Genomic DNA, 10,934 nt, shown 5'->3' with positions numbered 1-10,934 from the left:
GGCGAAGGATCCAGACCAACTCTGTCTGACCTCAACACCAGTTCGGCAGGCAAGATCGCGTTCAGCTAGGGAGGGTCACGGCGCCGCAGGCCGCGCAATGGCCCTTTGGCAGAGGTTCGAGGGTGTCCCTCAGGCCGGTAACAGGCCTTGTGCGTCGCTCCATAGCTCCTTGATCAGGCGTGCGGCAGGCTCGGCGCGTGCCAGCCCTGCGGACTGTCCCGCCCATGCCTGCGTCGTGGCGATCTCCGTCGCATTTGTCCGCATCGGCTTGGTGATGTTGCGCTGGATGGGATAAGGCGCGGGTGTCGGTCCGTCTTCTGCGGCGTCGGTATAGAGCGTGCGGATGCTCCGCCCCAACCGTCCTGTAAATGCGCGTGTCGCCACCGTCCCTTCGGGCAGGGCCTGTCCGATGGCGTCGGCCCATATCGGCGAAATGTCGGCCTCGGGCGCGCGCAGGAGGCCCGTTCCGATCTGCACCGCCGACGCGCCCAGCACCAAGGCCGCCGCGACCCCGCGCGCGTCCGCGATTCCGCCCGTTGCCACCACGGGCACCCGCACGGCATCGACAACCGCGGGAACCAGCGCGAAGAGACCCACCAGAGACCGCGCCGCGTCATCCGCCTGGAACGCTCCGCGATGCCCGCCGGCCTCCATGCCCTGCGCAACGATCACATCCGCGCCCGCCGCCTCGGCTGCCAGGGCCTCGGTGACGGTCGTGGCAGTGGCGAACCACTTGATCCCGCGCTCCTTCATCCGCGCGACGAAGGACGGCGGAAAGACCCCCATGATGGACGAAATGACGTGCGGCCCCGCAGCCAGCATCGCGTCGCATTGCGCATCGAAGTCCGGCATGGCCCCTTCGGCATCCTCGGGCGCAACCTCCGGCCCCCATTGGCCGAGAAACGCGCGCAGCTTTTCCTCATGGGCGGGATCGCGCAGAGGATCGGGGTCCGGGATCCAGATGTTGAGCATGAAGGCGCCATTCGATCCGGTCCGCATTTGCCGCGCCCAGTCCGCTATGCCATCCGGTTGCATCAACAGGCACCCACAGGCCCCCATCCCGCCGCCATTTGCCACGGCGATCGCCAAGGACGACGGACAGGCACCCGCCATCGGCGCCATCAGGATAGGAACCTGCAAATCATAGGTCTCGCAAAAACTGGCGGCCCGGCCGAGCTGAGTGGAGGTCATGGGACGATCCTGTAGCGGAGTATGGTATTGCCTGCCGATCATGGTGAACCATTCAAGGGCTTTGACCAAGGTCGAATCTCTTGGCGAGCGGACGAGAGCGGCCCGCTGCCACGGTTTTTCGCCCTGCCGGAATACTTGCTCATCGGGTGCGACAAGGATCGTGTGACCGCACTTCATACCTCGGTTTCGATCCACAGAAATTCGGTCGCGGGCGGCAGTGGCCTGCAAAAGTGTCAGGTAGCGATTCGCAGACCCGACCTTTGTGCGACGATCTTGGCCCCTCCTCCACGGCGGCGCCCGGGCCTTCATCTTCGCCCCTTCCGCGCTATCTGATCGGCAAGGGCGGCAAGTTTTCTGATCGAGGATTACCGACATAGCAGCCAGTTCGATCGGCCGGGCTATCTCTTTGATCTGTCGTAAGAAAAATACTTGCCTCTTCTCGCTCCCGCTGCTTACTGATGTCGCAACGCGGCGGCTGCCGACGCGAATGGCGCGCCTGTATCGGGGTTTTGATCCCGAGCGGAAGGTGGGCAGAAAACCGCCGTTTTAGGCTTGCCAGGGCGCAAAAGGTATCTTTCTGCGTCGCAGCGTGAAATTGGGCTGCCTTCAGCGCCCTCATCGACTGTGCGCGCAAACCTGCAGCAGATGTGAGTTCCTATGAAAAATTTCGTCGCGGCAACCACCGCCCTTCTTATCGCCCTTGCCCCACCCGCATTCGCAGATCGCGGATCAAAGCTTCCCAATTCGGATCCGAAACCTGTCGCCTCCAAAGAGGCGCCCGAGACGCAAGCCGAGCCAATTACCATTCCCGAACAGCTGATCGCGAATCTGCAACGGGATTTTGGACTGACGCGCAGCCAGGCGGCAGGAATTACCGGCAACCTTGCACATGAGTCCGGAAATTTTCGCATGCTCGCCGAAATTGATGGCGGCTGCTACGGCTATTCCCAGTGGTGCGGCCCCCGCAAGAGTCGCTTTCGCAGCTACGCCGCGCGCGTCGGCGGCCAAGAGAGCTTCCAGGCGAATTACGGCTACCTGCATTACGAGCTGAAGACCGAGTATGGCGAGATGATGAGCCGGATCCGCGCGACGGATGACGTAAGCCAGGTGGCCCGTATCTTCATGAAGACCTTCCTGCGGCCTCGGGCCTCTACGGCGAACCTGCAACGGCGCGTGCGTTTCTCGAAAATGTACCTCGCCGATAGGTTTGATGGAGCTGGCTGCTACTCACATTTCCAGCTCGAGGCCCGCAACCGGCCTGCAGCCTGCCCCGAAAGCACGTAAGGCGTCAGAATGTAGAGCTGTCGGCGCGTTGTCGAAGTCTGCCCATTGCCTTGTGAAGGTCTTGGGCAGGCGCGGTGAGCCGGCAGCCAATGCCGTTTCCATCGCGACACCTCATTCGAGGCACGCTTTTCAATGGTGACGGTTCACCCAGGTTCGCAACCCGAACAAACGCCGCCTTGGTCACAACGCACGAAGGCTGCGGATAGCGTCTGATGCGAAAAGTGGCGGATTGCGATCCCATCGAAAATCGGCGCAAGCCGTCCTCTGCCCGACTGATCCTACGGGTTAGGCCGGGTAAGTCACGTGCGCGCCCGCGGCCTCAAGCGGGCCGGTCGCGCGATCAAAGCGCAGATGCGCAATCGCCTTGCCGTTCGCTTGGGTGAAAAGCGTGCCAACGGTCTTGTCGCCAGACGTGATGGGCGTGCCGACCGGGGCGCCACCAGAAACACCCACCGTGGCGAGGCCCTTGCGCAGCTCGGTTTTGTGCTTCATCCGCGCGGTTACCTCCTGGCCTACGTAGCACCCCTTGCGAAAATCGACGCCGTTCAGCCGCTCGAACCCGGCTTCGAGGATGAAGGTATCGCCGGTCAGTTCGATCCCCGTCTGGGGGATGCAATGCGCCACGCGGACCGCATCCCAATCGGTGCCGTCATCGCCGTCCTCGGCGCCGTAGAGGCGCCAGCCCAGCGCCGGATGGCGCGGATCGGGCAGCGCGCCCTCGGGGGCGGGGCCGGTGCCGCGCGCGACCTGCAACACGGTTTCGGTGATCTGAACGTCCGAGCGAAGGCGATACATCGACAGGCGCTGAATAAGGGACGGCGCGATGTCCGCATCGACATCCAGATGAAGCGCGCCCTCATGTTCCAGCACGAAGAAATCCGCCAGATACTTGCCCTGCGGCGTCAGGATGGCTGCATAGACCGGACCTTGGGCCGCCTTCAGCACATCATTGGTGATGAGGCCCTGCAGGAACTGCGTGGCATCCGTGCCGGTGATCTGGTGAATGGATCTCATCGCTGCTACCTCTCGTGCCGCTTGCCTGACCTCCATATAGGAAAGACGCAGGCGCATTACAGGGGGCTTCATGCGGGCGAGAGTGTCGATCATCGTGCCGGTTCTGAATTCGGAGGCCGAGCTGCCGCGCCTCTTGCCGGGGCTGATGGAGGGGGTCGAGGCGGGACTCATCCGTGAGCTGATCCTGTCCGATGGCGGATCAAGCGATGCCACCGCCGAGATCGCCGAGGAGGTCGGTGCGCTTTGGGTGACTGGCCCGCCCACGCGCGGGGGACAGCTGGCCCGGGGGGCTGCATCTGCCGGAGGCGATTGGCTGATGTTTCTGCATGCGGACAGCCAGCTGCCGCGCGGTTGGAGCGAGGCGGTCTTGGCGCAGATGGCGGATGGGCGGCCCGGCTATGCGCGGCTTGCCTTCGACGCGGGCGGGCTATCGGCGCGGATCGTCGCGGGCTGGGCAAATCTGCGCGCGCGTCTCTTTGCGCTGCCTTACGGCGACCAAGGCCTGCTGATCGCGCGCAGCGACTATGACGCCGTGGGCGGCTACCCCGACATTCCCTTGATGGAGGATGTGGCGATGGCGCGCGCGCTGGGGCGGAGGCTGCGGCAGATGCCATTCACGATCCGCACGGGTGCAGGACGATACCTGCGCGATGGCTGGCTGCGACGGGGCGCGCGCAATCTGTCGCTATTGCTGCGCTACCTCGGCGGGGCCGATCCCGAGGCGCTGCGCCGTCGGTATTGAGCGCGCGCATTTTTTCGCGGGGCGGACGCGGCGCCATCTTGCTTCGCGGCGCGTGGCGCGGTAATCAGGCGCCGCTGAGCGGGCGTTGTGTAATGGTAAGACCTCAGCCTTCCAAGCTGATGATACGGGTTCGATTCCCGTCGCCCGCTCCAGCCTTGCCCCTAGCGTGACTGCCGGTTTTCAGACCAGTCGACGGCCGTGCGATACCACGCATTCGCCGCGTGCAGGAAATGCGGGCGGCTGCCGGGGTGCATCCAGTGCCGGGTGAGCCGCGTCGCGGCGTAGCCCGTCTCGCCCCGCGAATCGCCCATGGCGCGGTATGCGGCCTTGGCCCCCAGCCACGGCGCCATGACGGTGCCCGAGCCGGAATACCCCATCGCGTGATGCAGCCCGCGATCCTCGCCCACATGGGGCATATGGGTGAAGCTGTAGCCGGTATTGCCGCGCCAGGAATGGCTGATGCGCGTGCCTTTCAGCTCGGGCCAGACCTCACACATCGTATCCCGCAGACGGCGCGCGGCGGTGTCAGGCGCGACATTTACCATAGAGGCGCGCCCGCCGAAGAGAATGCGCGTGCCATCGGGCGAGATCCGAAAATAGCTATGCCGCGCGCGGGTCTCGACCATCATGCGCCGGCCCGGTGCAAGATGTCCGATCAGGTTCGCGGCCAGCGGCTCGGTCGCGATGATGTAGCTGGGCAGCGGGAACACGCGCGAGACGTGCCAGTTGAAGGGCGCGGCGGTGTAGCCGCCCGTGGCCAAAAGCACCTTTTGCGCCCTGATACGCCCCTGCGGCGTGGTGGCGGCAAAGGTGGCGCCCGTCCGCTCCAGCGCCGTGACCGGGCAATGGGCGATCACCGGAATGCCGCGCGCCTGCACGGCGCGCATCAGCCCCTGGTGGAACTTGGCGGGCTGGATACCGCAATGCTCGCCAAAAACGATGCCGCCGAAATAGCGCTCGGTCGCGATTTCATCGCTCAGGCGCTCGCGCGGGACGATGTGCGCGCGGACGCGGGATTTCTCGGCCAGCGTTTGCGCCAGCGCCTTCTGGCCCTCAAAGTGCCTGGCGGTCCATGCCAGTTGGATGCGGCCCGTCTGCTGCAAATCGCAATTGATCCCTTGGCGCTCGATCAGATCCCTGGCCCAGTCAAGCGCCGTCGAGGCTTCGTCAAAAAGCGCATCCGCCACCTCGGCGCCAAACTGCTTGTCCAGCGTGGACCATCCGAGGCGGGGATGCGCGCCGAACATGCCGCCATTGCGCGTCGAGGCGCCCTTTCCGGGGTCAAGCGCATCGACGACCGCAACGCGCGCGCCGCAGTCATGCGCGGCAAGGGCCGCCGAAAGGCCGGTATAGCCGCCGCCGATGATGAGCAGATCGCAGGCGTCGGGCAGATCGCCCTCGGGCGCAACCCATGCAAGGCCGTCCCACCAATAGGGGCGGCCGGGGTTCGCGTCATCGGTCCAGAGGGTCATGGCGGGCCTCAATCTTTTGCTCGACGCTGCGCGCGAATGCGGGCGAAATCAAGAGCAAGACCCGCGCGCCCGGCTTAACTCACGTTCTTGGCCGAAACTTCGACCGCATGTGCAAAGGACTTGGCCGAGGAGCTGGCCGAGAGGAGCAGGTAGGTCTCGTCGCCCGTGCGCGCGACGATGGCGCCCATATGCTCCATGATCGTGCGGGCGATGGCATTTACCTTGAACGCGTCCGGATGCAGGTCGATCGGGCAAATCCGCTCGAGCGCGCGGCGCGCGCCGGGGCCGCTGATCTCGAGCGCGCACCACGCATCGGTCTGGTCGGTGGTGTAGGCCGCGCCCTTCAGCTTCGACGCGATATGCGGCTCGGCGTCGGGCGTGGCGTGCGGGAACAGAACAAAGGCCTGATCTGCGCCGAGGCGCATGATCGCCGTAGACTTGTCCTTGGCCACGTCCGACAGGCCGACCTCGGGCAAAGGGATGCCGAAGGCGGTCTTGATCGCCTTTTTCGCCGCGTCCTCGCCGCCCAGTGGCAGCGCGATGGAGACGATGGCCAGATCCTTGGGCGCGCTTAGCCGGATATCGCCAAAGCTGCGCTCATACCCGGCCAGGGGCGGGGCGGCGGTGAGGGTGAAATCAGGCACGCAGACGCTCTCCTTCGGGGTCGATGAAATGGGCCGAGACGATCTCGACCTCCATCTCGGTGTCGTGGACGGGGCTGACGGCGCGGACGATCTCGCCCATGCGGCTGTCGCCGGATTTGATGAAGCCAAGCCCGATGGAATGGCCCAGGCTGGGCGAGAAAGCGACCGACGTCATCCAGCCCTGATCGTTGGCCATATTGGCCTCGTCGCCCTTGGCGATGAAATGCGAACCGGCGATCAGCTTGACCGAGCGATCCACGGGACGGAAGCCCACCAGTTTCACCGCGTCGTCCCGCATCATTTCGGGGCGGCGCGACAGGACGGCACCGATGCTGTCCTTCTTGTCGCTGACCATGCGCGCCATGCCGAGGTTGTGCGCGGTCGTGCGCCCGTCCAGCTCGTTGCCCGCCGCGTGGCCCTTCTCGATCCGCATGACGCCCAAGGCTTCGGTGCCATAGGGGCAGGCGCCGAACTCCTCACCTGCCTTCATCAGCGCGTCCATCATCGCATTGCCATAGCGCGCGGGCACGGCAACCTCATAGGCAAGCTCGCCCGAAAAGGAGATGCGGAAGAGCCGCGCGGGCGTGCCGCCGCAGACGCTGATCTCGCCGCAGGCCATGAAGGGGAAACCCTCATTCGAGATGTCGTGATCCTTGTCCACGATCTTGCGCAGGAGGTCGCGCGCCTTCGGTCCGGCGACGGCGAATTGCGCCCAGGCGTCGGTGGTCGAGATCAGATGCACGTCGAGATCGGGAAACAGGCATTGGCGCGCGAATTCGAGGCGGCGGAAGACCAGGACCGCGTTGGCGGTGGTCGTGGTCATCACGTAATGGTTCTCGCCCATGCGCGCGGTGGTGCCGTCATCGTAGCAGATGCCATCCTCGCGCAGCATGATGCCATAACGCACACGGCCCAGCGCCAGCTTGGCAAAGCCATTGGCATAGACGCGGTTAAGAAATTCGGCGGCGTCGCGGCCCTGCACGTCGATCTTGCCCAGCGTGGTCACGTCGCAGATGCCCACATTCTGGCGCGTGTTCAACGCCTCGCGGTCGACGCTGTCGCGCCAACCCTTTTCCGAGCCTTTCACGAACCATTGCGCGCGCAGCCAGTTGCCGACCTCGACAAAGCTGGCGCCATTGGCCTTGGCCCATTCGTGGCTGGGCGTCAGGCGGTAGGGGCGGAAATCCTGCCCCCGCGCCCGGCCCGCCAGCGCGCCGATGGGGATGGGCGTGTAGGGCGGGCGAAAGATGGTCGTGCCGGTGTCCTGAATGGATTTGCCCGTGCATTCCGCCATGATCGCCAGCGCCGAGATGTTCGACGTCTTGCCTTGATCGGTGGCCATGCCGGTGGTCGTGTAGCGCTTGAGATGCTCGACCGAGACAAAGCCTTCGCGGTGCGACTGCTGGATGTCCTTGACGGTCACGTCGTTCTGGAAATCCACCCATGCGCGGGTCTTGCCCGAGGGGATGTGCCATTTCGCTGCACCTTCATGCGCCTCATCCTCGGCCTTGGGCGCGGCCTTGCGCGAGGGGGTAAAGCCCAGATCCTTCACCTGCGCATTCGCGGCCTTGCGGCCCTCGTCCAGCGCGGCGGCGAGGGTGAGCTGGCCGTTTGCGGCGCCCGCGACGACCATGCCCTGCGGCAGATCACGGCCCGGCACGAAGGCGTTGATCGCCTCATTCCAGGTGGGCCGGCCGCGCTGGTGGCAGGTCAGGTGCACGTTCGGGTTCCAGCCGCCCGAGACGGCCAGGCAATCCACGTCGATCATCTGGCCATCGGTCAGAGTGATCCGCTTGAGCGCCTTGCGGCCAGCCGTGTCCACCACACCCGCGCCGCGCACATGGTGCGCGCCGGGGATGTCCATGAAGGCGGGCGCATCGCGCGTGTCGATCACCGCGCGCACCTCGACGCCCTTGGCGGCCAGATCGGCGGCGGTGCGCCAGCCGTCGTCATTGTTGGTCAGTACAGCGACCTTTTGGCCCGGCGTCACGCCATAGCGGTTCACATAGGTGCGCACGGCCCCGGCTAGCATGATGCCCGGACGGTCATTGTTGCCGAAGGCGATGGGCCGTTCGGTCGCGCCTGCGGCCAGCACGGCGCGCTTGGAATAGATGCGCCAGAGCACCTGGCGCGGCTTGCCGTTTGCGGAGGCCAGATGGTCCGTGCAGCGCTCGAGCGCGCCGTAGACGCCGTGATCGTAGGCGCCGTAGACCGTGGTGCGGGTCATCAGGCGCACGTTATCCATGGACTCGAGTTCCGCCACTGTCTGCGCGGCCCAGTCGGCACCCGCCATGTCGTCCACTTCCAGCGTCTCGGCATTGAGACGTCCGCCCGGCGCGAAATCCTCGTCCGCGAGGATCACCCGCGCGCCCGCACGCGCCCCTGCCAAGGCGGCAGCAAGGCCCGAGGGACCGGCGCCGATGACGAGCAGATCGCAATGCAGGAAGCCCTTGTCGTAGGTGTCGGGATCCTCCTCCATCGACAGGCGGCCAAGGCCGGCGGAATGGCGGATGGCGGGCTCGTAGAGCTTTTCCCAGAGGGCGGCGGGCCACATGAAAGTCTTGTAGTAAAAGCCCGCGCTGAGGAAGGGCGACATGAGATCCGTCACCGCCATCAGATCGAATTCCAGCGGGCCGCGATGGTTCTGGCTGGTCGCGGTCAGCCCGTCGAAAAGCTCGGCCACCGTGGCGCGGGTGTTGGGCTCTTGCGCCGCGCCGCTGCGCAGATGCACGAGCGCATTCGGCTCCTCGCTGCCGGCGGTCAGGATGCCGCGCGGACGGTGATACTTGAACGAACGCCCGACCAGCACCTGACCGTTGGCCAGAAGCGCCGAGGCCAGCGTGTCGCCCGCATGGCCCTGCATGGATTTGCCGTTGAAGGTGAAATTCAGCGGCTTCGAGCGGTCGATGAGGCCGCCCTTGATGCGGTTTACCTGGCTCATTTGCTGCGCCCCCGTGCGCGGGCCACATCGCGGGCCAGTTCCACCTTGGATATTTCATGCGTGAGCGTGTCGCGCGTCACCACCAGCCAGCTGCGGTCGCCCTGCTCGTGATACCAAAGCTCCTGCATCTGCCCGGCGATGTTGTCGCGCAGATAGCCGTATTCGTAGAACGCATCGGCGGCGTCCTCGGCCTGCCAATCGGGGCGGTCGATCAGGGCGGCGTCGCCAAGATAGATGAATTCGGCGGCATCGCGCGGGCCGAGAAGGGGGTGGTCGATGATCATGCGGGGCACCTCGGTGCTGATGTCGGAATTTGAGTATTTTTGCCAAGATGAAGCATGGGCTGGCTCAATGCAGGTTGGGCTGGTTTCCCTGGCCCTTCTCGTCGATCATGTGGCCGCGCTTGAAGCGGTCGAGACGCATTTCCTGAGCCACGGGATGGCTGTTGCCGGTGGCGATCAGATGCGCATAGCACCAGCCCGAGCCGGGCGTCGCCTTGAAGCCGCCATAGCACCAGCCGCCGTTGAAATAGAGCCCGTCGATATGGGTGCGGTCGATGAAGGGCGAGCCGTCCATCGACATGTCCATGACGCCGCCCCAGCTGCGCAAGAGACGCGCGCGGCCGATAATGGGCATGATCGCCATGCCGCCCTCGGCCACGTCCTCGACCACGGGAAGGTTGCCGCGCTGGGCGTAGGAGTTGTACCCGTCGATATCGCCGCCAAAGACCAGCCCGCCCTTGTCGGATTGGCTGACATAGAAATGGCCCGCGCCGAAGGTGATGACGCCAGGGATGACGGGTTTCAGACCTTCGGATACGAAGGCTTGCAGGACGTGGCTCTCGATCGGCAGGCGCATGCCCGCCTGCGCCGCGACCCGGCCCGAGGAGCCGGCGACGCACATCGCGACCTTTTTGGCCTTGATCGGGCCGCGCGTGGTTTGGACGCCCCGGCAGACGCCGTTCTCGATGTCGAAGCCGGTGACCTCGCAATTCTGGATGATGTCGACGCCGCGGCTGTCGGCGCCGCGCGCATAACCCCAGGCGACCGCGTCATGGCGCACCGTGCCGCCGCGGCGCTGGAAAAGCCCGCCCTTGATGGGGAAGCGCGCATTGTCGAAATCGAGGAAGGGGAGTTCCGCGCGAAGCTGATCGGCCGTCGCGTATTCGGCGTCGGCGCCCGCGAGGAACATCGCGTTGCCGCGCCGGATGAACGCATCGCGCTGCGCGTCGGAATGCAGCAGGTTCAGGATCGAGCGCTGGGAGACCATCGCGTTGTAATTGACGTCCTGCTCCAACCCTTCCCACAGCTTCAGCGACAGCTCGTAGAACGGCTCGTTGCCCGGCAGCAGGTAGTTCGAGCGGATGATGGTGGTGTTGCGGCCCACATTGCCGCCGCCGATCCAGCCCTTTTCCAGCACCGCGACATTGGTGATGCCGTGCTCTTTGGCCAGATAATGCGCCGTGGCAAGGCCGTGGCCGCCGCCGCCAATGATGATGACATCGTATTCTGACTTCGGCTCGGGATCGCGCCAAGCGGGCTTCCAGCCCTTGTTGCCGGTCAGGCCTTCTTTGAGGATACGAAGTGCGGAGTAGCGCATGGGGGATCTTCCGGTGATCTAGGCTCGCGCCTTTGTCGCAGGTTTCG

General features: G+C 65.2%; 9 protein-coding genes and 1 tRNA gene. 3 read left to right on the top strand and 7 right to left on the bottom strand.

The features are described 5' to 3' along the window. Positions 1-129: 129 nt before the first annotated feature. Complete coding sequence (locus BW975_RS02380; RefSeq protein WP_076530660.1) at positions 130-1,191, bottom strand: NAD(P)H-dependent flavin oxidoreductase; 1,062 nt, start codon at positions 1,189-1,191, stop codon at positions 130-132. Between the two features lie 657 nt (positions 1,192-1,848). Here BW975_RS02380 and BW975_RS02375 point away from each other — a divergent pair. Further along, positions 1,849-2,475, top strand: a complete 627-nt coding sequence (locus tag BW975_RS02375; protein WP_076530659.1) for a phage tail tip lysozyme — start codon at positions 1,849-1,851, stop codon at positions 2,473-2,475. A 285-nt stretch (positions 2,476-2,760) separates the two neighbouring features. On the opposite strand, the gene ygfZ is transcribed toward BW975_RS02375, so the two are convergent. Then, positions 2,761-3,489 carry a CAF17-like 4Fe-4S cluster assembly/insertion protein YgfZ gene (ygfZ, locus tag BW975_RS02370; RefSeq protein ID WP_083686953.1) on the bottom strand — a complete coding sequence of 243 codons (729 nt, stop codon included), beginning with the start codon at positions 3,487-3,489 and terminating at the stop codon, positions 2,761-2,763. 70 nt (positions 3,490-3,559) lie between these two features. On the opposite strand from ygfZ, the gene BW975_RS02365 reads away from it, so the two are divergent. Together BW975_RS02365 and BW975_RS02360 are read left to right on the top strand one after the other, a co-directional pair. After that, positions 3,560-4,231: a TIGR04283 family arsenosugar biosynthesis glycosyltransferase gene (locus tag BW975_RS02365; RefSeq protein ID WP_076530658.1), complete on the top strand. Its 672-nt coding sequence runs from the start codon at positions 3,560-3,562 to the stop codon at positions 4,229-4,231. 78 nt (positions 4,232-4,309) lie between these two features. Further along, positions 4,310-4,383 (top strand) — tRNA-Gly (locus tag BW975_RS02360). A gap of 9 nt (positions 4,384-4,392) precedes the next feature. Here BW975_RS02360 and BW975_RS02355 read toward each other — a convergent pair. From BW975_RS02355 to BW975_RS02335, 5 genes are all read right to left on the bottom strand, one after another. Next, a complete protein-coding gene (locus tag BW975_RS02355; RefSeq protein WP_076530656.1) occupies positions 4,393-5,703 on the bottom strand; it encodes an NAD(P)/FAD-dependent oxidoreductase in 1,311 nt (436 codons plus the stop codon). Positions 5,704-5,777: 74 nt separating this feature from the next. Next, positions 5,778-6,347 carry a sarcosine oxidase subunit gamma gene (locus BW975_RS02350; protein ID WP_076530654.1) on the bottom strand — a complete coding sequence of 190 codons (570 nt, stop codon included), beginning with the start codon at positions 6,345-6,347 and terminating at the stop codon, positions 5,778-5,780. Beyond that, entirely contained in the window at positions 6,340-9,288 is a 2,949-nt protein-coding gene (locus BW975_RS02345) for a sarcosine oxidase subunit alpha family protein (RefSeq protein WP_076530652.1), read from the bottom strand. The genes BW975_RS02350 and BW975_RS02345 overlap by 8 nt, the downstream gene beginning before the upstream one ends. Then, entirely contained in the window at positions 9,285-9,572 is a 288-nt protein-coding gene (locus BW975_RS02340) for a sarcosine oxidase subunit delta (protein ID WP_076530650.1), read from the bottom strand. The genes BW975_RS02345 and BW975_RS02340 overlap by 4 nt, the downstream gene beginning before the upstream one ends. 64 nt (positions 9,573-9,636) lie before the next feature. After that, the gene (locus tag BW975_RS02335; protein WP_076530648.1) at positions 9,637-10,887 is read right to left on the bottom strand and encodes a sarcosine oxidase subunit beta family protein; all 1,251 of its coding nucleotides are present in this window, start codon (positions 10,885-10,887) and stop codon (positions 9,637-9,639) included. Positions 10,888-10,934 lie beyond the last annotated feature (47 nt).

Source organism: Roseovarius nanhaiticus, from assembly GCF_900156535.1.
GTDB lineage: Bacteria > Pseudomonadota > Alphaproteobacteria > Rhodobacterales > Rhodobacteraceae > Roseovarius > Roseovarius nanhaiticus.
This window is presented reverse-complemented; position numbering and strand designations above follow the sequence as displayed.